At 70.8% G+C, this 21,301-nt stretch carries 20 protein-coding genes and 2 tRNA genes; 12 read left to right on the forward strand and 10 right to left on the reverse strand.

What is annotated here, in order from left to right; all coding sequences use genetic code 11:
• Positions 1–10 precede the first annotated feature (10 nt).
• Entirely contained in the window at positions 11–694 is a 684-nt protein-coding gene (locus tag STRVI_RS06205) for an AIM24 family protein (RefSeq protein WP_014054765.1), read from the forward strand.
• Between the two features lie 16 nt (positions 695–710).
• Positions 711–1,469: an AIM24 family protein gene (locus STRVI_RS06210; protein WP_014054766.1), complete on the forward strand. Its 759-nt coding sequence runs from the start codon at positions 711–713 to the stop codon at positions 1,467–1,469.
• A gap of 71 nt (positions 1,470–1,540) precedes the next feature.
• Here STRVI_RS06210 and STRVI_RS06215 read toward each other — a convergent pair whose 3' ends face one another.
• Together STRVI_RS06215 and STRVI_RS06220 are read right to left on the reverse strand one after the other, a co-directional pair.
• On the reverse strand, positions 1,541–2,068 hold the full coding sequence (locus STRVI_RS06215) for an NUDIX hydrolase (RefSeq protein WP_014054767.1): 528 nt from the start codon (positions 2,066–2,068) through the stop codon (positions 1,541–1,543).
• Positions 2,065–3,549: a zinc-dependent metalloprotease gene (locus STRVI_RS06220; RefSeq protein WP_014054768.1), complete on the reverse strand. Its 1,485-nt coding sequence runs from the start codon at positions 3,547–3,549 to the stop codon at positions 2,065–2,067. Before STRVI_RS06220 ends, STRVI_RS06215 begins: the two co-directional genes overlap by 4 nt.
• A 192-nt stretch (positions 3,550–3,741) precedes the next feature.
• On the opposite strand from STRVI_RS06220, the gene STRVI_RS06225 reads away from it, so the two are divergent.
• From STRVI_RS06225 to STRVI_RS06240, 4 genes are all read left to right on the forward strand, one after another.
• Positions 3,742–4,857: an NAD-dependent epimerase/dehydratase family protein gene (locus tag STRVI_RS06225; RefSeq protein ID WP_014054769.1), complete on the forward strand. Its 1,116-nt coding sequence runs from the start codon at positions 3,742–3,744 to the stop codon at positions 4,855–4,857.
• Positions 4,858–4,978: 121 nt separating this feature from the next.
• The gene (locus STRVI_RS06230) at positions 4,979–5,437 is read left to right on the forward strand and encodes a molybdenum cofactor biosynthesis protein MoaE (RefSeq protein WP_043238057.1); all 459 of its coding nucleotides are present in this window, start codon (positions 4,979–4,981) and stop codon (positions 5,435–5,437) included.
• Between the two features lie 248 nt (positions 5,438–5,685).
• Complete coding sequence (locus STRVI_RS06235; RefSeq protein ID WP_014054771.1) at positions 5,686–5,868, forward strand: hypothetical protein; 183 nt, start codon at positions 5,686–5,688, stop codon at positions 5,866–5,868.
• Positions 5,869–5,945: 77 nt separating this feature from the next.
• Positions 5,946–7,040, forward strand: coding sequence for a YlbL family protein (locus tag STRVI_RS06240; protein WP_043235473.1), 1,095 nt, complete (start codon positions 5,946–5,948; stop codon positions 7,038–7,040).
• A gap of 21 nt (positions 7,041–7,061) precedes the next feature.
• Here STRVI_RS06240 and STRVI_RS06245 read toward each other — a convergent pair whose 3' ends face one another.
• Complete coding sequence (locus STRVI_RS06245; RefSeq protein ID WP_014054773.1) at positions 7,062–7,625, reverse strand: PPA1309 family protein; 564 nt, start codon at positions 7,623–7,625, stop codon at positions 7,062–7,064.
• A 134-nt stretch (positions 7,626–7,759) separates the two neighbouring features.
• Here STRVI_RS06245 and STRVI_RS06250 point away from each other — a divergent pair, with 134 nt between their 5' ends.
• From STRVI_RS06250 to STRVI_RS06265, 4 genes are all read left to right on the forward strand, one after another.
• Entirely contained in the window at positions 7,760–10,702 is a 2,943-nt protein-coding gene (locus STRVI_RS06250; RefSeq protein WP_078505678.1) for a UPF0182 family membrane protein, read from the forward strand.
• A gap of 70 nt (positions 10,703–10,772) precedes the next feature.
• Positions 10,773–10,846 (forward strand) — tRNA-Met (locus STRVI_RS06255).
• A gap of 190 nt (positions 10,847–11,036) precedes the next feature.
• Entirely contained in the window at positions 11,037–12,875 is a 1,839-nt protein-coding gene (locus STRVI_RS06260) for a tetratricopeptide repeat protein (RefSeq protein ID WP_050993633.1), read from the forward strand.
• A 173-nt stretch (positions 12,876–13,048) separates the two neighbouring features.
• Positions 13,049–13,125 (forward strand) — tRNA-Met (locus tag STRVI_RS06265).
• 81 nt (positions 13,126–13,206) lie between these two features.
• Here the strand turns inward: STRVI_RS06265 and STRVI_RS06270 are convergent.
• A complete protein-coding gene (locus STRVI_RS06270; protein ID WP_014054776.1) occupies positions 13,207–13,620 on the reverse strand; it encodes a Fur family transcriptional regulator in 414 nt (137 codons plus the stop codon).
• A 162-nt stretch (positions 13,621–13,782) separates the two neighbouring features.
• Between STRVI_RS06270 and STRVI_RS06275 the strand changes: the two genes are divergently transcribed.
• Positions 13,783–15,249, forward strand: coding sequence for a catalase (locus STRVI_RS06275; RefSeq protein WP_014054777.1), 1,467 nt, complete (start codon positions 13,783–13,785; stop codon positions 15,247–15,249).
• A 139-nt stretch (positions 15,250–15,388) separates the two neighbouring features.
• Here STRVI_RS06275 and STRVI_RS06280 read toward each other — a convergent pair whose 3' ends face one another.
• Together STRVI_RS06280 and hisN are read right to left on the reverse strand one after the other, a co-directional pair.
• Positions 15,389–15,781, reverse strand: coding sequence for a CBS domain-containing protein (locus tag STRVI_RS06280; RefSeq protein WP_043238061.1), 393 nt, complete (start codon positions 15,779–15,781; stop codon positions 15,389–15,391).
• Positions 15,782–15,973: 192 nt separating this feature from the next.
• Positions 15,974–16,771 (reverse strand): histidinol-phosphatase, encoded by a 798-nt coding sequence (gene hisN, locus STRVI_RS06285; protein ID WP_014054779.1) that lies wholly within the window; start codon positions 16,769–16,771, stop codon positions 15,974–15,976.
• A 169-nt stretch (positions 16,772–16,940) separates the two neighbouring features.
• Between hisN and STRVI_RS06290 the strand changes: the two genes are divergently transcribed.
• On the forward strand, positions 16,941–17,510 hold the full coding sequence (locus STRVI_RS06290) for a TetR/AcrR family transcriptional regulator (protein ID WP_014054780.1): 570 nt from the start codon (positions 16,941–16,943) through the stop codon (positions 17,508–17,510).
• A 20-nt stretch (positions 17,511–17,530) separates the two neighbouring features.
• Here the strand turns inward: STRVI_RS06290 and STRVI_RS06295 are convergent, their stop codons facing one another.
• The 4 genes from STRVI_RS06295 to STRVI_RS06310 form a co-directional block, all read right to left on the reverse strand.
• A complete protein-coding gene (locus STRVI_RS06295; protein WP_014054781.1) occupies positions 17,531–17,854 on the reverse strand; it encodes a DMT family transporter in 324 nt (107 codons plus the stop codon).
• A gap of 171 nt (positions 17,855–18,025) precedes the next feature.
• Complete coding sequence (gene rsgA / locus STRVI_RS06300; RefSeq protein WP_014054782.1) at positions 18,026–19,033, reverse strand: ribosome small subunit-dependent GTPase A; 1,008 nt, start codon at positions 19,031–19,033, stop codon at positions 18,026–18,028.
• 12 nt (positions 19,034–19,045) lie between these two features.
• On the reverse strand, positions 19,046–20,422 hold the full coding sequence (gene aroA / locus STRVI_RS06305) for a 3-phosphoshikimate 1-carboxyvinyltransferase (RefSeq protein ID WP_014054783.1): 1,377 nt from the start codon (positions 20,420–20,422) through the stop codon (positions 19,046–19,048).
• A gap of 138 nt (positions 20,423–20,560) precedes the next feature.
• Complete coding sequence (locus tag STRVI_RS06310) at positions 20,561–21,274, reverse strand: M50 family metallopeptidase (RefSeq protein WP_014054784.1); 714 nt, start codon at positions 21,272–21,274, stop codon at positions 20,561–20,563.
• Positions 21,275–21,301 lie beyond the last annotated feature (27 nt).

Genomic DNA, 21,301 nt, shown 5'->3' on the forward strand with positions numbered 1-21,301 from the left:
GGAGCCCGTCATGGACCAGCAAATGATCTCGGGCTTCGCACCCGCCCCGGTCGCCGCCCGTATGGAGAACCACGGCGCCAGCATGCTCAAGGTCGCCATGCAGAGCGGCCAGGACCTCTTCGCCCGCACCGGCTCGATGGTGGCCTATGAGGGCTTCGTCCAGTACGAGCCCAACCCGCCGGCGGTACGTCAGATGGCCTCCCAGTGGCTGACCGGCGAGGGCGCCCCGCTGATGCGGTGCAGCGGCGACGGGCTGCTCTACCTCGCCGACTACGGGGCCAACGTCGTGTGCATCAACCTCAACGGCGACGCGCTGTCGGTCAACGGCACCAACCTCCTCGCCTTCGACGCACACCTCCAGTGGGGCGTCGAACGGGTCAAGGGCATCGCCAAGTTCGCCGGGCAGGGCCTGTTCAACGTGGGCGTCTCCGGCACCGGCTGGGTCGCCCTGACCTCCCGCGGCACCCCCATCGTGGTCGACTGCGGCCGCGGTGAGGACGAGACCTATGTGGACCCGGACGCGCTCGTGGCCTGGTCCTCGGGGCTCAAGGTGAAGGGCAAGCGCAGCTTCAAGGCGTCGTCCCTGATCGGCCGGGGCAGCGGCGAGGCATATCAGCTCGGATTCTCCGGGCAGGGCTTCGTCGTCGTACAGCCCAGTGAGGACAGCACCGACCGGCTCCGGGCCCGGGGCTGAGGGGGAGGGACACCAGATGCAGAGCCCGCTTTTCGCCTTCACCGAGGCCCAGACGCAGGACCGCTACGCGCTGCAGAACCCGCAGCTGCTGCGGGTCGCCCTGAGCGGCCATGAGGATGTGCTCGCCCGTAAGGGCAGCATGGTCGCCTATCAGGGGCTCATCGAGTTCGACGGCGAGTACCAGACGCCGGGGCAGCGCATGACCCGCAGCCGCGCCGGTGAGGGCCTGGACCTGATGCGCTGCTCCGGGCAGGGCACCGTCTACCTCGCCAACCTCGCCCAGCACATCCATGTGATGGACGTGGACCACGACGGGCTGACCGTCGACAGCTCCTATGTGCTCGCGCTCGACTCCACGCTGCACTGGGAGACGATCGCGGTGGACAGCCAGTACGGGATCTCCGGCTCCGGCAAGTACAACCTCAACATCTCCGGCCACGGCAAGGTCGCGCTGATGACCTCGGGGCAGCCGCTGCTGCTCCAGGTCACCCCCGACAAGTACGTCAACGTCGACGCGGACGCCATCGTCGCCTGGTCCAGCTCACTGCGGGTCCAGATGCAGGCGCAGACGCACTCCTCGGGCGTCTGGCGGCGGCGCGGCAACACCGGCGAGGGCTGGGAGCTCAGCTTCCTCGGCCAGGGCTACGCCCTGGTGCAGCCCAGCGAGCTGCTCCCGCCGCAGAACGCGGTGGTCGGGGGCGGCATGGCCGCGCAGTTCGGCATGGGCCAGCAGGGCGCCCGTGGTCAGAACCAGGGCAATATCTTCAGCAACTGACCGCGGTCACGTTGATCACGTCGATGGAGCACGGCGGCCGCGGACTCCCCGGTTCGCGGCCGGCGCGCTCCTCACAACAGCGCGCGGGTGCGCGTCACCAGGTGCCGCACCGACTCATCGGCCACATCCGCCACCTCGTCGTAGCCGAACCAGCGCAGATCCAGTGACTCGTCGCTGATCGCCGCCACCGCGCCTTGGGGCGCGACCGCCGCGTACTGGACGTCCAGATGCCAGGCGCAGGGGGTGTGGTGCCGGTCGAGGCGCACCGGGCCGCCAGGCAGCAGCGTCAGCCCCTCGATCCCGGACTCCTCGGTGGCCTCGCGCAGCGCCGCGCCCGCGAGCGTGCTGTCGTCCGGCTCGCAGTGGCCGCCCATCTGCAGCCACATCCGCAGCTTCCGGTGCAGGGTGAGCAGCACGCGCTTCGAGTCCGGGTCGACCACCAGGGCGCTCGCCGTGATGTGGCCGTCCCCGCACGCCTTCCACATGCCGTCCGGATACGCGGCCAGATGGTCGCCGTAATGCCGCCGCAGCCGCTCCTGGGCGGCATCGGGCGCGGGCCACTCGGTGAGCACCCGCGCCGCGTCCTGGTGCAGACTCACTTCTCGCCGTCGCCCCGGTCGTCGTCCTCGCCGCTCTCGCTGTCCTTACGGAGGTCGGGACGGTCGGGGTCGTCCTTACGGAGGTCGGGGCGCTCGGGGCCGTCCTTACGGTCCTCACCGCCCGCCGCCTCGCCGAGCATCTTGTCCAGCTCGGAGAAGTCAAGCTGCTCGCCGTGGACGAAGCCGTCCGGGTCGTCGAGGTCCTGCGCCGTCGGCAGCATGTCCGGATGCGCCCACAGCCCGTCGCGCCCCTCCAGGCCCCGGGCGTCGGTCAGCGAGGCCCACAGCCGGGAGGCGTCCCGCAGCCGGCGCGGCCGCAGCTCCAGGCCGATCAGCGTGGCGAAGGTCTGCTCGGCGGGGCCGCCGCTCGCCCGGCGCCGCCGCAGCGTCTCGCGCAGGGCGTCGGCGGACGGCAGATGCGGCTTGGCGGCGGCGTGCACCACCGCGTCCACCCAGCCCTCGACCAGCGCCAGAGCGGTCTCCAGGCGCGCCAGCGCGGCCTTCTGCTCGGGGGTGTCCTCGGGCTGGAACATGCCCTGCTGCAGTGCCTCCTGCAGCTGCTCGGGGTGGGTCGGGTCGAGCTGGCCGACCGCGTCCTCCAGCTTGGCGGTGTCGACCTTGATACCGCGGGCGTACCCCTCGACCGCGCCGAAGAGGTGCGAGCGCAGCCACGGCACATGGGCGAAGAGCCGCTGGTGGGCCGCCTCGCGCAGGGCCAGATACAGCCGGACCTCTTCCTTGGGCACGCCGAGGCCGGAGCCGAGCGCCGCGATGTTGACCGGCAGCAGGGCCGCCTTGCCCGCCGGGCCCAGCGGCAGCCCGATATCGGTCGAGCCGACCACCTCGCCGGCCAGCACGCCCAGCGCCTGCCCGATCTGGGTGCCGAACATGGCGCCGCCCATCGAGCGCATCATCCCGAGCAGCGGGCCGGCCATGGCCTGCATCTCCTCGGGCAGCACATCGCCCATGGCGGCGCCGACCCGCTCGGCGACCGGGTCCACCAGGTCCTTCCACACCGGCAGGGTCGCCTCGACCCATTCGGCGCGGCTCCAGGCCACGGCGCTCCCGGAGCCCGAGGGCAGCGAGGTGACGCCGTCCAGCCACAGGTCCGCCAGGCGCACGGCCTCCTGGACCGCGGCACGGTCGGCGGGGCCGACGCTCTCGTCCTTACTGCCGTCGGCGGTGCCGCGCGCCACGGTCTGGCGCGCGATGTCCTTGGCCATGTCCCAGTTCACCGGGCCGCCCTCGTAGGAGAGCATCTGCCCGAGCTGCTGGAAGGCGGCGCCCAGGTCGCCCGGATTCAGCGAACCGAACATCGCGGCGAACGGATTGTCCGCGCCGCCCGCTCCGCCGGGTCCGCCTCCGAACCCGAGGGGATTCGCGGGGCCCTGCTCGCCGCCCTGGCCGCCCTTCTTCTTGCCGTCGTCGCCGTCCTCCGGCTCCTCCGGCGGAAGGCCGAATCCGAATGGGGTGTCACTCACGGGTTTCCTCGGCTCGTTGGGCCACCGGCTCCCGGGCCGGTGGCGGATGCCCGACATCACCACCCAGCCTAGACACCTCGCCGGTTTCCGGGCTCGGTGCTTCGCTGATCGCCGCCCTGCGGCAGGATGGACGTCACCTGGTACGTATGCGTGCATGCGCTCCGTACTGAAGACAACCGCTGGAGACGCCCGGTGAGTTCCCCAGACCGAGAAGTTCGCGCTGCGCGAAACGATACGGCTCGCGCCGCACGACGACCCGTCGTGGCGGTGACCGGTGCCGCCTCGGGCCCAGGTGCCCTGCTCACGCAGCGGCTCGCGGAGTCCGAAGAGGTCAAGCAGGTCCTGGCCATCGATGAACGCCGCGGTGAGGTGACCGAGGCGCAGTGGCATGTGCTGGACGTCCGCGATCCGGCCATCGCCGAGAAGCTGCGCGGCGCGGACGTGGTGGTCCACCTCGCCGTCGACCTGGACCTGGGCACCGACTCCGCCGCCCGCACGGCCTACAACGTGCGCGGCACCCAGACCGTCCTTACGGCCGCCGCGGCGGCCGGGGTGCGCCGGGTGGTGCTGTGCACCTCCGCGATGGTCTACGGGGCGCTCCCGGACAACGCCGTGCCGCTCGCCGAGGACGCGGAGCTGCGGGCGACCGCCGAGGCCACCGGCGTCGGCGACCTCCTGGAGATCGAGCGGCTCGGGGAGCGCGCGCCCCGGGCGCATCCGGGGCTGAATGTGACCATCGTGCGCCCGGCGATCCTGGTCGGTGGCACGGACACCGCGCTCACCCGCTACTTCGAGTCACCGCGGCTGCTGGTCGTCGCCGGATCCCGTCCCACCTGGCAGTTCTGCCATGTGGAGGACCTGGTCGGCGCGCTGGAGTACGCCGCTCTGGAGAAGGTCGAGGGTGAGCTGGCGGTCGGTTGCGAGGGCTGGCTGGAGCAGGAGGAGGTCGAGGAGCTGTCCGGAATCCGGCGCATGGAATTGCCCTCGGCGGTCGCGTTGGGCGCCGCCTCCCGGCTGCACCGGCTCGGTCTGACGCCGTCCCCGGCCGGCGATCTCGCGTACACGATGCACCCGTGGGCGATCAGCGGCAGCAGGCTGCACGCGGCGGGCTGGCGGCCGCGCTGGACCAACGAGGAGGTCCTGGCGGAGCTGCTGGAGGAGGTCTCCGGCCGCCATACGGTCGCCGGCCGACGCCTGGGCCGTAAGGACGCCACGACGCTCGGCGCCACTGCCGCGGGCGCGACCGTGGCCCTGGTGGGCACCGCGGCGATCGTGCGCCGCGCCCGTAAGGCGCGCCGCCGGGCCTGAGACAAGGCCTGAGACGGGCCTGGTCCGGGCCTGCGACGCGCCTGCCACGGGCCTGTACCGGAAGGCGCCTTCCGGGATCCGGTATTACGCGAGGACGGGACGGTGCGGCACGATGGACGGCATGGCACATTCGTACGATCATCCCGGCGAACTCGCGGCCGCCAACCCCATCCGGCTGCTCGCCGTCCGTGACAGGCCCCTGTCCGTGGACGAGGTGTTCGGGGCGGTGGGGGATGCCGCGGCGGGCGGTACGGCGCTGTTCGTGGGCACCGTGCGCAACCACGACGGAGGCGCGGAGGTCGGCGCCCTCGGCTACTCCGCGCATCCGACCGCCGAGGCCGAGCTGCGCCGGGTGGCCGAGAAGGTCGTGGCCGACTTCCCGGTCCGCGCGCTGGCCGCCGTGCACCGGGTGGGCGATCTGGTGATCGGCGATCTGGCCGTGGTGGTGGCCGTCTCCTGCCCGCACCGCGCGGAGGCGTTCGCCGCCTGCCGCCGTCTGATCGACGACCTCAAGCGTGAGGTGCCGATCTGGAAGCACCAGTCATTCGCGGATGGCACCGAGGAATGGGTGGGCGCGTAGTGCCTCGTTGAGGGGTGGTGGTCGGGTGACGGGAGGGCGGGTGGGCGCGTAGTGCCTCGTTGAGGGGTGGTGGTCGGGCGACGGGAGGGCCGGTGGGCGGGTAGCGGGAATGCGGTTGGGCACGGAAGGGTGTACTCCACTTGCGTAACCCCCACCCTGCCGTGAGCGTTGACCTGGCAGAGGACTAATCTGCTCATCTGTCAGTCGCGGTCGTGAGCCGCGATTTTTCCAGGGGTCGGGAGGCTGCTGTGGGTGCGCTTCTCTGGTTGCTGATTCCGCTGTTCGCGGCGATAGCCGCGGCGATATACGCGGGCATAGCCGCCCGGGCCGTAAAACGGAAGTCCGGGGGGGACGTAGCTGAGTTGGCCGGATACGCCCGCTTCCGCGAGGCGATGGAGCGCCGGTCCTCCGATTCGGACGCCGCGGCCTGACCGCGCCCCGTCCCCGCCGCCCCTCGTACGGACGGCCCCGACAGTGGACTGACGGACGGGTCCCGTACTGTCGTTCCATGCCACGCCGCACCGCGACGATGCTCGCCTCCCTTCTGATGCTGATCGCGCTGCTCTGCGCCGGAGTGCTGATCCCGGTGCCGTACGCGGAGATGTCTCCCGGGCCGACGTACAACACCCTGGGCGAGCACAACGGGGAGTGCGTGCTGCAGATCTCGGGCCGTAAGAGCTGTGAGACCACGGGTGGCCATCTGAACATGACCACGGTCCGCGTCACCGGCTCCGAGTACCGGATGAACCTCGTGGAGGCCGTCTACGGCTGGCTGGCGCACGATGACGTGGTCGTGCCGCACAGCACCCTCTACCCGGACGACAAGACCCCGGACCAGGTCGACCAGCAGAACGCCGAGGAGTTCACCCAGTCCCAGGCGTCCGCCAAGGTCGCCGCGCTGCGGGCGCTGAAGAAGCCGGTCACCGCGCATGTCATCGTGGGCGCCGTCCAGAAGGGCGCCCCGGCCCAGGGCAAGCTGCACGCGGGCGATGTGATCAAGTCGGTGGACGGCACGGCGGTGCGCGAGCCCGATGACGTCGCCAAACTGGTCACCAAGCACAAGCCGGGCCAGAAGGTGGCCTTCTCGGTCGTCCCGGCCAAGGATGTGGCCGCGGCGGAGAAGCGCGGCAAGCAGCCCACCGGCGAGGAGCGCGTCACGATCACCACCGCTAAGGCGGACCAGGGCCCCTCCCGCGCCATCGTGGGCATCCAGGCCGGGGTCGACTACACCTTCCCGTTCCGGATCGACATCAAGCTGGCGGACGTGGGCGGGCCCAGCGCGGGTCTGATGTTCGCGCTCGGGATCGTGGACCGGCTGTCGCCCGGCGATCTCACCGGCGGGAAGTACATCGCGGGCACCGGCACCATCGACGACAAGGGCACGGTCGGTCCGATCGGCGGGATCGAGATGAAGACGATCGGCGCGCGCGACGCGGGCGCCCGCTACTTCCTCACGCCCAAGGAGAACTGCGCGGCCGCCGCCAAGGACGTGCCGGGCGGCCTGCGGCTGGTCAAGGTGCACACGATCGACGACGCCCTCAAGGCGCTCGAGAAGATCCGTAAGGGGGACACCGCCGGTCTGCCGAAGTGCACGACGGGCTGAGCGGCGCCCCCCGCTCAGCGGTCAGTCGGTGGCGAAGGTGGCGGTGAGCGCCTCCGCCAGGCCCGGCACCAGGCCGGCACCGGTGAGCACCTCGGTCGGGGAGTCCTTCTCCCGCAGCCGCAGGGCCGACTCACGCGTGCCGTTCCGCAGCACGGCGACGGTCATCCGGACCTCCTGGCGGTCCGGGTGCTCGGCGACCCACTTGGCCAGCTCGGCGTCGGCCAGGCCCTTGGGCACGGAGCCCTCGGCGGACGGCGGCAGCATCTGCCGCTCGACGGTCAGGGCGCAGCCGGTCACGGCGTCGGGCCAGGCGATGGTGGCGAGGAACTCGTCCAGCGGGGCGCCGGAGGGCAGCTCGTCCTGCTCGATGGGGGTCAGGGCGGCGATTACCTCGCCGCCCTCGTCAAGGCCGAGCTGGGAGGCGAGGCCGGGCTCCTCGGCGCGCAGCCGGGCGGTGTCGACGAGGGCGAAGAGCCGGGCGGGCTGGTCCCAGCCGAGCCCTGAGGCGTACTCGTCGATTTCGAGGACGGCTCGGGTCAGAGGATTCGAGGCCAGCGGGTCGGTGCCGGGGGTTGCGTTGGACATGGTTCATATCGTGCCCTGTTCGGACCCGGAAACGGGAACTGAGTAAAGCCTGAGTAAGTTGCATCAGGTGGGCCCTGGAGTTCAGGGTCCCTCAATCGACAGCGAACTTCGAGGTGCGCACCTTGGCTTTCCAGATGCCGGACCGCGGCGGAGGCCCGACAGGGCCGCGGATGAGAGTCGGCCGACCGTCCCGGCGTGCCAGAACCCTGCTCATGACCCTGGGCGTGCTGGCCGTCTTGGCCATGCTCTTTGTCATGTTTGCCGGGTTTTGGACGGATTGGCTCTGGTATCGCTCGCTTCATTACTCGTCCGTCTTCAGTACGACCCTGAAGACGAAGATCGGGCTGTTCTTCGTCTTCGGCGTGCTGATGGCCACGGCGGTGGGGATCAACATCTGGCTGGCGCACCGGCTGCGGCCGCCGCTCAGCGCGATGTCCATGGAGCAGCAGAGCCTGGACCGCTACCGGATGGGCATCGCCCCGTTCAAGAAGTGGGTGCTGCTCGCGGTCACCGCCCTGGTCGGGCTGATCGCGGGCGCCTCGGCGGCCGGCCAGTGGCAGATCTGGCTGCTGTGGGTCAACGGAGTGCCGTTCGGCCAGAAGGACCCGCAGTTCCACAAGGACGTGGCCTTCTACGCCTTCGATCTGCCCTGGTACCGCTTTCTGCTGAGCTTCGGCTTCGCGGCCACGGTGCTCTCGCTCATCGCCGCCGCCCTGGTGCACTACCTCTACGGGGGCCTGCGGGTCACCAGCCCGGGCGCCCGCGCGACCGCCGCGGCCACCGGTCATCTGTCGGTGCTGCTGGGCGTCTTCGTCGCACTCAAGGCGGTGGCGTACTGGCTGGATCGCTACGGGCTCGCGGTGAAGTCCAGCGACTTCAAGGCGACGGGCAACTGGACGGGTCTGCGCTATGTGGACGCCAACGCCTATCTGCCCGCCAAGACGATCCTGTTCTGCATCGCGGCCATCTGCGCGGTGCTCTTCTTCGCGACGCTGTGGCGCCGCACCTGGCAGCTGCCGGTCATCGGCTTCGGGCTGATGGTGCTGTCGGCGATCCTCATCGGCGGGCTCTACCCGGCGATCGTGCAGAAGTTCCAGGTCCAGCCGAACGAGCAGGCCAAGGAGGCGCCGTACATCCAGAAGAACATCGAGGCCACGCGCCAGGCGTACGGCATCGACGACTCCAAGGTGGCGGACTACTCCGGCAAGAACGGCAGCGAGGGCGGCGAGAAGCTCCGTAAGGACGCCAATACGACGGCCAGTTACCGGCTGATCGACCCCAGCGTCATCTCGCCGACCTTCCAGCAGCTCCAGCAGGAGCGGAAGTACTACCAGTTCCCCTCGACGCTCGACGTCGACCGCTACAAGGGCGCGGACGGCAAGGATCAGGACACCGTCGTCGGTGTCCGCGAGCTGAACCTCAACGGCATCCCCAAGCGGAACTGGATCAACGACCACTTCACCTACACCCACGGCTACGGCATGGTGGCGGCGAAGGGCACCACGACCGATCCCAACGCGGACCCGGCCGGCTCGCCGGACTTCACCGAGTCCGGGCTGCCCACCAAGAGCTCCAGCGGCGGCGGGGTCGGCACCTACAAGCAGCAGGTCTACTACGGCGAGAAGACCGATCAGTACTCGATAGTCGGTGGTCCCCAGAAGGAGCTCGACTACGAGAAGAACGGCGAGAAGACCACCAGCTACAAGGGCAAGAGCGGGGTCAGCCTCTCCAACCCGGTCAACCGCGCCGCCTACGCGGTGGCGTTCGGCGAGCCCCAGATCCTCTACTCGGGCGCGATCGGCGACGGTTCGCGGATCCTGTACAACCGCACCCCCAAGGAGCGCGTCGAGAAGGTCGCCCCCTGGCTGACCATCGACGGCGACGCCTATCCGGCGGTGGTCGGCGGCCGGATCAAGTGGGTCGTCGACGCCTACACCACGACCAACGGCTATCCGTACGCCTCGCGCACGACCCTGGGCGACAGTACGGCCGACTCGCTGAGCGACGGAGACCGCTCGGTGGTCGCGCAGCAGAACAAGGTCAACTACATCCGCAACTCGGTGAAGGCGACCGTGGACGCCTACGACGGCACGGTCAAGCTCTACGAGTGGGACACCAAGGACCCGGTCCTGAAGACCTGGGAGAAGGCGTTCCCGGGGACGGTCGAGCCCAAGGAGAAGATCAGCAAGGACCTGATGGAGCATCTGCGGTATCCGCAGGACCTCTTCAAGGTCCAGCGCGAGCTGCTGACCCGCTACCACGTCACCGACCCGACGCAGTTCTACAGCGGCAGTGACGCCTGGCAGGTCCCCGAGGACCCGACCCACAAGGACGGGAACGCGGTGCCGCCGTACTACCTGAGCATGAAGATGCCCGACCAGAAGGGGCAGACGTTCTCGCTGACGACGACGTTCACCCCCAACGGGCGTCCCAACCTGGGCGCGTTCATGTCGATCGACGCGGATGCCAACAGCAAGGACTACGGCACGATAAGACTGCTGAAGGTCACCTCCAACGTGCCAGGGCCACAACAGGTGCAGAGCGAGCTCAACGGTGATCCGGAGGTCGCCGAGTTCGTCCGGAACCTCAGAGGCACCGACTCCGACATCGAGTACGGCAATCTGCTCACCGTGCCACTGGACAACGGCTTCCTGTATATCGAGCCGGTCTACGCCCGCGGCGGCAGCGCCAACTACCCGCTGCTGAAGAAGGTGGGCGTCTCCTACGGCAAGGAGACCGTCTTCAAGGACACGCTGGGCGAGGCCCTGGACGCGGTCTTCGGCAAGTCGTCCGAGCAGCAGCCACCGAGCGACGGCGGGCAGGAGCCACCGTCGAGCGCCAACCCCACGGTGAAAGAAGCCCTCAAGGACGCCCAGAAGGCGTATCAGGACGGCCAGGACGCGCTCCAGAAGCAGCCGCAGGACTGGCAGGCGTACGGCAGGGCCCAGGACGATCTGAGGAACGCTCTGAACCGCGCCGCCAAGGCGGAGGCGAAGGCGGGCGACAAGCCGGGGCAGAAGCAGAACCAGCCACAGAGCCAGAGCGCCGGTGACGGCTCCGGCAAGAAGGGCGGCTGACCCTCTGACGACCTGCGAGAACGGCCGGGCGGCCGACCCCGCGCACCGTGATACGGTGGTGACAACACAGCGCGGGGTGGAGCAGCTCGGTAGCTCGCTGGGCTCATAACCCAGAGGTCGCAGGTTCAAATCCTGTCCCCGCTACTGACAGACACGGCCCGGATCCGCAAGGATCCGGGCCTTGTTGTGTGTTCTGCGAGCGTCCACTCGGGGAATGCGGATACAAGCGTTTGGGTTGTCTCTCTGTGGGCATGTCGACAAAACGCTGAAGTGACCTCCTCGGCTGCGGTATACCAGGTGTACGCCGGATGCGGGTGATGTCACGATGGGATTTATGGGGGACAGGGTCAGTCTGTTGGAGACAGGGCGTTTTGTGCACACGCATGACGATGCCGAGGAGGAGACCCGGCACCGTCGTGCCGCCGAGGCCGGTGACACCGCCGCGATGAGCGCACTGGGCGCGCTGCTGCTGCGCCGCGGTGACGTCGACGGTGCGGAACCGCATCTGCGGGGAGCCACCGCGGCGGGCGATCGCGCCGCCGCCAACAACCTCGGCGTCCTGCTGCACCAGCGCGGCTACGCCGACGAGGCGGCCGGCTGGTGGCGCATAGCCGCCGTCGCCGGATCCGCCGCCGCGGCCCACGCCCTGGGCCGGCACCACCGTGAGCGGGGCGATGAGCCCGCCGCCGAGTACTGGCTGCGCCAGTCCGCCGAATCCGGCCACACCCTGGGCGCGTACGCGCTGGGCGATCTGCTGGAGCACCGTAGCGACATCGGCGCCGAGCGCTGGTTCCGCACGGCCGCCGAGCGCGGCCACCGCGAGGCCGCGTACCGGCTCGCCCGCATCCTGGACGACCGCGGCGACGAGGGCGACGAGCCGGTGGCCGAGCGCCGCCGCGGCGCCGAGGGGGCCGGGCCGCAGGAGGCCGAGCAGTGGTACCGGCAGGCCGCCGCGCGCGGCCACCGGCGCGCCGCGCTCCACCTCGGCACGCTGCTGGAGAAGCGCGGTGAGACCAAGGAGGCCGGCCGCTGGTACCTGATGTCCGCCAAGGACGGTGAGTCCCGCGCCGCCTGTGCGCTCGGCTTCCTGCTGCGCGACGCGGGCGACACGGACAGCGCGGCCGTCTGGTGGCACCGGGCGGCCCAGGACGGCGACGGCAACGCCGCCAACGCGCTCGGCGCGCTGCACGCCGACCGGGGCGAGACCCAGACCGCCGAGCGCTGGTACCGCGCCGCGCTCGACGCCGGGGACATCAACGGCGCCTACAACCTCGGGCTGCTCTGCGCCGAGCAGGGCCGCACCGCACAGGCCGAGCAGTGGTACCGCCGCGCCGCCTACGCGGGCCACCGCGAGGCCGCCAACGCGGTCGCCGTCATGCTGCTGCAGCGCGGCGACGCGGCGGGCGCCGAGCCGTGGTTCTCCAAGGCGGCCGAGGCGGGCAGCGTCGACGCCGCGTTCAACCTGGGGATCCTGTACGCGGGCCGGGGCGAGGGCCGGGCGGCCCGGCAGTGGTACGAGCGGGCCGCCGCCGCCGGGCACACCGAGGCGGCGCTGCAGGTCGGCCTCGCCCTGCAGCGGGACGGCGACCTCCAGGGCGCCGAGCGCCATCTGCGCTGCGCTGCCGGAGGCGGCAGCGCCGAGGGCGCCTTCCGGCTGGCCGCGCTGCTGGACCGCTCGTCGGTCGGCGGCGATCCGGCGACCGGCACCGGCTTCGGCAGCTCGTCCGGGACGCGCTTCCCGACCCCGCCGTCCGACGACGGCTCCGGGCCGCACGTCCCCGAGTACGAGGAGTGGTACGAGCGTGCCGCGCGCCAGGGCCACCGGCGGGCCCAGGTGCGGGTGGGCATGTTCGCCGCCGCCCGCGGCGACGTGGTCGAGGCCGCGCGCTGGTACCGGGCGGCGGCCGAGGCAGGCAGCAGCAACGGCGCGTTCAACCTGGGGCTGCTGCTGGCCCGGGAGGGCAGCGAGCCGGAGGCCGCCCTGTGGTGGACGCGTGCCGCCGAGGCGGGGCACGGCCGGGCCGCGCTGCGGCTCGCGCTGCTCGCGGCCCGCCGCGGGGCGCTCACCGAGGGGCAGCGGTGGTGTGCGCGGGCGGTGGAGCTGGGGCCCGCGGAGGTCACCGAGCGCGCGGCGCGGCTGCGGGACGCGCTGCAGCAGGAGCTCACGGCGTAGCAGGAGCTCGTGGAGCAGGGGCAGCTCGCGCGTAGCAGGAGCTCGCGGCGTCGCGGGTAGCTCATGGCGTTGTGCTCCGGGCCGGAACCCCGGCCCGGAGCCACCGGCGGGCGTCCCGCCGGTAACCGATTTGCTCCTGCCGTCCACCCCGGGTTAAGGTTGCAACACAACGACGCGGGGTGGAGCAGCTCGGTAGCTCGCTGGGCTCATAACCCAGAGGTCGCAGGTTCAAATCCTGTCCCCGCTACCAATACGAAAGGCCCGGATCCTCCAGGATCCGGGCCTTTCGCCTGTTGTGGCGGTCTGTCGTGGCCGTCTCTCGCGGTCGTTCTCAGGCCGCGCAGTCGGGGCAGAGCCCCCGGTAGGTCACCTCGACCGCGGAGATCGCGAAGCCGTAGCGCTCCTGCGTGGGCAGGTCGGCGAGCAGATCGCCGGAGGGGTGGACGTCGCGGATGGTGCCGCACTTCGCGCACACCAGGTGCTGATGCGCGTGGTGTGCGTTCGGGTCGTAGCGCTTGGCCCTGCCGTCCGTGGTGACCTCGATCACCTCACCGAGCGAGACGAGCTCGCCGAGGGTGTTGTAGACGGTCGCGCGGGAGATCTCGGGCAGTCGCACGGCCGCCGCCGCGTGGACTTCGTCGGCGGTGTAGTGCACATGGTCCCCGTCGAGGACCTCGGCGACGACACGCCGCTGCGCCGTCAGCCTCCAGCCGCGTCCCCTGAGCCGTTCCAGCAGGTCACTCATGCCATTCACCTATCAGTCAGATAAGGACAAGGGTAGCAGCGGACGGGTCCTTGGCCAGATCGGGTACGACTTTCCAATGCTTCTTGACTTAGACATTGTCCAATGTAGGATCGAGAACAGCCCCAGACCAAGGGACAGAATGCGAGTACGCAGGAGGCGCATGTGACGGTCCAGGACAACATCACTGGTCCGCTGACCACGGAGTCCGGGGCTCCGGTGGCGGACAACCAGAACAGCGAGACGGCGGGCGTCGGCGGTCCGGTCCTCATCCAGGACCAGCACCTGATCGAGAAGCTCGCCCACTTCAACCGCGAGCGGATCCCGGAGCGGATCGTGCACGCGCGGGGCGCCGGTGCGTACGGCACCTTCACCGTGACCGCGGACGTGAGCAAGTACACCCGCGCGTCGTTCCTCTCCGAGGTCGGCAAGCAGACCGAGACGTTCCTGCGCTTCTCGACGGTCGCCGGCAACCTCGGCTCGGCGGACGCGGTGCGCGACCCGCGCGGCTTCGCGCTGAAGTTCTACACCGAGGACGGCAATTACGACCTGGTCGGGAACAACACCCCGGTGTTCTTCATCAAGGACGCCATCAAGTTCCCCGACTTCATCCACACCCAGAAGCGCGACCCGTACACCGGCTCGCAGGAGGCGGACAACGTCTGGGACTTCTGGGGGCTCTCGCCCGAGTCCACCCACCAGGTGACCTGGCTGTTCGGCGACCGCGGCATCCCCGCCTCGTACCGCCACATGAACGGCTACGGGTCGCACACCTACCAGTGGAACAACGCCGCGGGCGAGGTCTTCTGGGTGAAGTACCACTTCAAGACCGACCAGGGGATCAAGAGCCTCACCACCGCCGAGGCGGCCGAGACCTCTGGTCTGGACCCGGACAGCCACCAGCGCGATCTGCGCGAGGCCATCGAGCGCGGTGACTTCCCGACCTGGACCGTGCAGGTGCAGATCATGCCGGCGGCCGACGCGGCGAACTACCGCTTCAACCCGTTCGACCTGACCAAGGTCTGGCCGCACGAGGACTACCCGCCGATCGAGATCGGCAAGCTGGAGCTGAACCGCAACCCGCGGAACATCTTCGCCGAGGTCGAGCAGTCGATCTTCTCGCCGGCCCACTTCGTGCCGGGCATCGGCCCGTCCCCGGACAAGATGCTCCAGGGCCGCCTCTTCGCGTACGGCGACGCCCACCGCTACCGCGTCGGCATCAACGCCGACCACCTGCCGGTGAACCGTCCGCACGCGGCCGAGGCGCGCACCTACGGCCGGGACGGCTTCCTGTACGACGGCCGTCACGCGGGCGCCAAGAACTACGAGCCCAACAGCTTCGGCGGCCCGGCGGAGACCGGCCGGCCACTGTGGCAGCCGTCCCCGGTCTCCGGCCGGACCGGTGACCACGAGGCCCCCTCGCATGCCGAGGACGACGACTTCGTCCAGGCGGGGAACCTCTACCGGCTGATGTCGGACGACGAGAAGGCGCGCCTGATCGAGAATCTGGCGCAGTTCATCGCCAAGGTCTCCCGCGATGACATCGCACAGCGGGCGATCGAGAACTTCCGCAAGGCGGACGCCGACTACGGCAAGCGGCTGGAGGCCGCGGTTCAGGCCCTGCGCGGCTGACGGACGCTTGCCGTATCAACCGAAGAGGCCGGACGCCGTTGGGCTCCGGCCTCTTCGTGTGCCGGGCGCGGTGTGCCGTGGGCGGGTGCGACGGATGCGGTGAGCCGGGTGCGAAGTCCGGTTCCGCTTCCGGTGCGCCTCAGGCCGGTACGGGCTGGGGGATCGGGGCCCAGCAGCGGATGATGTCGCGCACCGACACCACTCCGACGGGGCCGTCCGCGTCGAGGACGACCAGATGGCGGAAGCCGCCCTGGGTCATCGTGCGGGCCGCCTCGTCCAGCGTCCACCCGGGGGCGGCGAAGACGACGTCGGCGGTGGTGTGGTCGTGCGCGGTCTCCTGATCGGGGTCCTGGCCCGCCCCCACCGAGTTGAGGATGTCGCGCTCGGTGAGAATCCCCAGGCCGCAGGTGTCGGGATCGAGCACGATGGCCGATCCGACCCGGCGTGCGGACATCAGCCGGGCGGCCTGACGGAGCGTGTGCGCGGGGCCGATGGTGAGGACCACCGAGCTCATGGCGTCACGGACGTGCATGGGCATGGATGGAGCCACCTCCTTGGTGAACCCATTCGAGAATAGATTCACAAGTTCACAAGGTCTTGGATTCTCATGTTCACATGCCTTGGTGGATCCAACAAGGGCGCGCGGTGGCCGACGGGCCGCCGAGCGCGCCCCGCGCTCCGGTTCACACTCCGGTTCTCGTCCGGCTCTCACACCGGTGGGCCCTCAGGAGGACCGCAGATAGTCCAGCATCGCCCCGTGCAGCAGCCCATTGGACGCCGCCGCGTCGCCGCTGTTCGGGCCGGGCACGCCGTCGAGCCCGGTGAAGCGGCCGCCCGCCTCCTGGACGATCACCGCGTTGGCCGCCATGTCCCACAGCGACAACTCCGGTTCGGCGCAGATGTCCACCGAGCCCTCGGCGACCATCATGTACGGCCAGAAGTCGCCGTAGCCACGGGTGCGCCAGCAGGCGCGCGTCAGATCGAGGAAGCCGTTCAGCTTGCCGCGCTCCTCCCAGCCGCTGAGCGAGGAGTACGCCAACGAGGCGTCGGAGAGGCTGTTCACCTTCGAGACCGCAAGCCGCGACGCGGAGGACAGGCTGCGCCCGGTGTACGCCCCCAGCCCCTCGGCGGCCCACCAGCGGCGTCCCAGCGCCGGCGCGGAGACCACCCCGACCACCGGGCGGTCGCCGCCCTCACCGCGCTCCATGAGGGCGATCAGGGTGGCCCAGACCGGGACCCCGCGCACGTAGTTCTTGGTGCCGTCGATCGGGTCGATCACCCAGCGCCGCGGGCCGCTGCCCTCGCTGCCGAACTCCTCGCCGAGCACCGCGTCGCGCGGCCGGGCGCGCTGGAGGGAGCCGCGGATCAGCTCCTCGGCCGCCTTGTCGGCCTCGCTCACCGGCGTCATATCGGGTTTTGTCTCGACCTTGAGGTCGAGCGCCTTGAACCGCTCCATGGTGGTCGAGTCGGCGGCGTCGGCGAGGACGTGGCCGAGACGCAGGTCATCGTGGTAGTCGGGCATGGCCGAACAGTATCGAGCGGAAAAGACCGGGAGCCACGCGACTCCACATGCCAGGGACGCGGGCCGTACGGGTCGGCCCGTGCGGGGCTCTTGACTTCATCTGGCGGCCCGTCAATTCTGTCGGGCACATGCCGCTGGGAGGCGGCGATGCCCGCTCTGGGAGGCGACGATGCCCGCAGCGCGTGAATCCTTACTCGACGCGGCCTTCGCCGCGCTCGAGGGCCGTCCGTGGCCGAGGGTCAAGATGGCCGAGGTCGCGGCGGCGGCCGGGGTCTCCCGGCAGACCCTCTACAACGAGTTCGGCAGCAAGGAGGGCCTCGCCCGTGCTCTGGTGCGGCGCGAGGCCGACGCGTATCTGAGCGGGGTCGAGCGGGCGCTGTCCGGGGCGTCCGGCGCGGCGGGCCCCAGGGAGCGGCTGGCCGCCGCGGCGGTGTGGACGGTCCGCTCGGCGACCGAGAATCCACTGGTGCGGGCGGTGCTCACGGGCTGCTGGAACGAGCGGCTGCCGACGTCCGTGACGTCCGTAAGGACGGCACCGCCCGGCCCGCTGCCCGCGCCGGGCGAGCTGCTCGGCGAGGCGCGGGACCGGGCGGTGCGGCTGCTGGCGGGCGACTGGCCGCCCGGTGCGGTCGAGCTGCCGCTGGCCTGCGAGGCGGTCGCCAGACTGGCCCTGTCGTACGTGGTGGCGCCCGCCCCGGTGGCTGATGTGGCCCGTATGGTGCGCACGGTGCTGGCCTGAACCCACCCGGGCGGCCGGGCTCAGTGGGCCGAGCCGGAGAGCTGGAGTCCTATCACGCCGATGATCACCAGGCTGATGGAGACGATCTTGAGCATGGAGACGAGATCGTCGAGGAAGATCATGCCGTAGATCGCGGTCCCGGCGGCCCCGATCCCCGTCCACACCGCGTACGCGGGCCCCACGTCGAGCTTCTTCAGGGACAGCGTCAGCAGTCCGAAACTGCCGAGCGCGAACGCGCAGAACGCGACCGTCGGCCAGAGGCGGGTGAAGCCGTGCGAGAGCTTGAGACAGACGGCGAAGCCCGTTTCGAGAAGCCCGGCGACCACGACCAGCAGCCACGCCATAGAGATGCCCTCCCGTGCCGCCGTCGGCTGCCGCCGCCCGGGGCCCGCCCGGTCGCCTGGACTCCTTGATGCGATTATCCATTTACCGTCCCGGGTGGACGGCAAACACGCTCCCCAGGAGGTGTCCCGCGGATCTTGAGCGCCTATGGCGGGCTGCTCCCCGGACGGGCCCTAGTCGCCCTCCCGCCGCTCCCGGGTCGCCAGCAGCCGTCGCAGGGAGTACAGCCGGGCCGGTTCGGCGTGGCCGTCGGCCACCCACTGGTCCAGCGCGCAGTCCGGCTCGTCGTGGCTGCAGGCGCGCGGGCAGCCCTCGGTGCCCGGCTCCAGGTCCGGGAAGGCGTGGATGACCCGCGCCGGGTCCACATGGTGCAGCCCGAAGGACCGTACGCCCGGGGTGTCGATCACCCACCCCTTGGTGTCCGGCAGGGGCAGCGCGAGCGCGGAGGTGGTGGTGTGGCGGCCGCGGCCGGTGACCGCGTTCACCCGGCCGGTGGCCCGCTGGTGGTCCGGGACCAGCGCGTTCACCAGCGTCGTCTTGCCCACGCCCGAATGGCCGACGAAGACCGTGATCCGGTCCGTCAGCTGCTCCCGCACCCGGTCGGCGGTGTCCCCGTCGGCCAGCTCGTCACGGCTGGTGACGACAAAGGGGACGCCGAGCGGCTCATAGGTCTTCAGCATCTCCTCGGCGGGTGCCAGATCGGACTTGGTGAGCACGAGCAGCGGTTCGAGCCCCGCGTCGAAGGCGGCCACCAGACACCGGTCGATCAGGCGCGGGCGCGGTTCCGGATCGGCGAGCGCGGTCACGATCGCTAGCTGGTCGGCGTTGGCGACCACGACCCGCTCGTACGGATCGTCGTCGTCGGCGGTCCGGCGCAGGACGGAGGAGCGCTCCTCGACCCGGACGATCCGGGCGAGCGTGTCCTTGTCGCCGGTCAGATCCCCGACGACCGCGACCCGGTCGCCGACCACGACGCCCTTACGGCCGAGCTCGCGGGCCTTCATGGCGGTGATGGTGCGGTCCTCGACCAGGACCGTGAGCCGGCCGCGGTCGATCGTCAGCACGAACCCCTCGGCGGCGTCCTCGTGCTTGGGGCGGATGTTGGAGCGCGGCCGGTTGCCCTTGCGGTTGGGGCGGACCCGAACGTCATCCTCGTCGGTGTGCTTGCCGTAGCGGCGCATGAGTCCAGGCTCTCAGGATCTCCGCGCCGAGGTCGTCGTCGCGTCGAGCATGCCGGTCCACAGACCGGGGAAGTCGGGAAGGGTCTTGGCGGTGGTGGACACGTTCTCGACCAGCACACCGTCGACGGCGAGGCCCAGTACGGCGGCGGCGGTGGCCAGCCGGTGGTCCTCGTAGGTGTGGAAGATCCCGCCGTGCAGCGGCCGGGGGCGGATCCGCAGTCCGTCCTCGGTCTCGGCGACGTCCCCGCCGAGCTCGTTGATCTCCTTGGCGAGGGCGGCGAGCCGGTCGGTCTCATGGAGCCGCAGATGCGCGATGCCGCGCAGCACCGACTCGGAGTCGGCCAGCGCCGCGACCGCCGCGATCACAGGGGTGAGCTCGCCGACCTCGTGCAGATCGGCGTCGATCCCGGTGATCCGGCCCGTTCCGGTGAAGGTCAGACCGGCGTCGGTGAGGTCGTAGGAACCGCCCATCTCGGTGAAGATGCGGCGCAGTTCGTCCCCGGGCTGGGTGGTGCGGTCCGGCCAGTCGGGGATGGTCACCCGGCCGCCGGTGACCAGGGCGGCGGCCAGGAACGGCGCCGCGTTGGACAGATCGGGCTCGACGACCAGGTCGCGGCCGAGCAGCGCGCTCGGCGCCACCCGCCAGACGCCCCGCTCGCCGCCCGCCTCCGCGGTGTCCACCCGTGCGCCCGCCGCGCGCAGCATGTCGACGGTCATCCGGATGTGCGGCAGGGAGGGCAGCGCGGCGCCGATGTGGCGCACCTCGACGCCCTGGTTGAAGCGCGGCGCGGACAGCAGCAGCGCGCTCACGAACTGGGAGGACGACGAGGCGTCGATGCGGACCGGGCCGCCGTCCAGCGCCCCGCCGCCGTGCACGGTCATCGGCAGCGCGCCGCGGCCGTCGTCGTCGATGCGGGCGCCGAGGGCGCGCAGCGCGTCGATCACGCCGTGCAGCGGGCGCTCATGGGAGCGGGGGTCGCCGTCGAAGTGGACGGGGCCGTCGGCCAGGGCGGCGACCGGGGGCAGGAAGCGCATCACGGTGCCGGCGTTGCCGACGTCGATGGTGGCCGGGCCGTGCAGCCCCGCCGGGATGACCCGCCATGCCTCTCCGCCGCCGGAGGGGCCGCCCGAGCCGAGGGCGCCGTCGGACACCGTCTCCTCGATGCCGACGCCCATGGCGCGCAGCGCGGCGGCCATCAGGAGGGTGTCGCGGGAGCGGAGCGGGCGGCGCAGCCAGCCGGGTTCGGCGGCGAGCGCGGCCAGGATCAGACCGCGGTTGGTAACCGACTTGGATCCGGGCACGGTGACGGTCGCGGCCACCGCTCCATCGGCGGTCGGAGCGGGCCAGAGGGCGGTGTGATCGCCCGGGGAGGTCTCAATGCCGGTCATGGGTCTCACTTTAGTGGTTCGCCCGGAGTGCCAATCTTGATCGAAAGTGGCGAAACCCAGTCGAAACACGGCGCTGCTACCGCGCGCCGAGGGTCGCGCACTATGCGCCGGGGGTGGCGCGCCGGACGCGCGTACGGGTCACAGCCCCAGCAGCCAGCGCCCGCCGGCGAGCAGCGAACACAGCGAGACCACGTGGAAGAGCAGCAGCCAGGCGCCGGCCGGAATGCCCGTCAGCCGGGCCAGTTGGTCGGGGTCGGAGTCGTACGCGCCCTGGTGCCGGCGCTTGCGCTGGAGCTCGAAGGGCGGGCGCACACCCCCCAGGAGGAGGAACCAGACCACGGCATACGCGAACCCCGCCTGGACGTCCGGCCCGGTCAGCCAGGAGACGAGGAAGAAGGCGGCCCCGCTGATGACGACCGTAAGGACGCCATACGCGTTGCGGATCATCACCAGCATCGCGACCAGCAGCGCCGTCGTCCCCCACAGCAGCAGGGTGATGTGGTTCGCCGCCAGCAGCCAGGCGCCGCCGAGGCCCAGCAGGGAGGGGGCGGTGTAGCCGGACGCCGCCGTGAGGATCATGCCCAGGCCCGTGGGCTTGCCGCGGGAGACGGTCAGCCCCGAGGTGTCCGAGTGCAGCCGTATGCCGTCCAGCCGCCGCCCGCTGAGCAGGGCGACCAGGGCGTGGCCGCCCTCGTGGGCGATCGTGACGGCGTTACGGGCTATTCGCCAGGCGGTACGGAAGACGACGACCGCGAGCGCGACCACACCGGTGGAGACGACCAGCCAGGTGGTGGGGTCGGGCTGGGCGCCGGTCACCCGGTCCCACAGATCGGCGGCGTTCGTTGCGTCCATGTGCTGGCGGCTCCTCGCGTCGGTAGG

It is taken from the genome of Streptomyces violaceusniger Tu 4113, assembly GCF_000147815.2.
Taxonomy (GTDB): Bacteria; Actinomycetota; Actinomycetes; order Streptomycetales; family Streptomycetaceae; genus Streptomyces; species Streptomyces violaceusniger_A.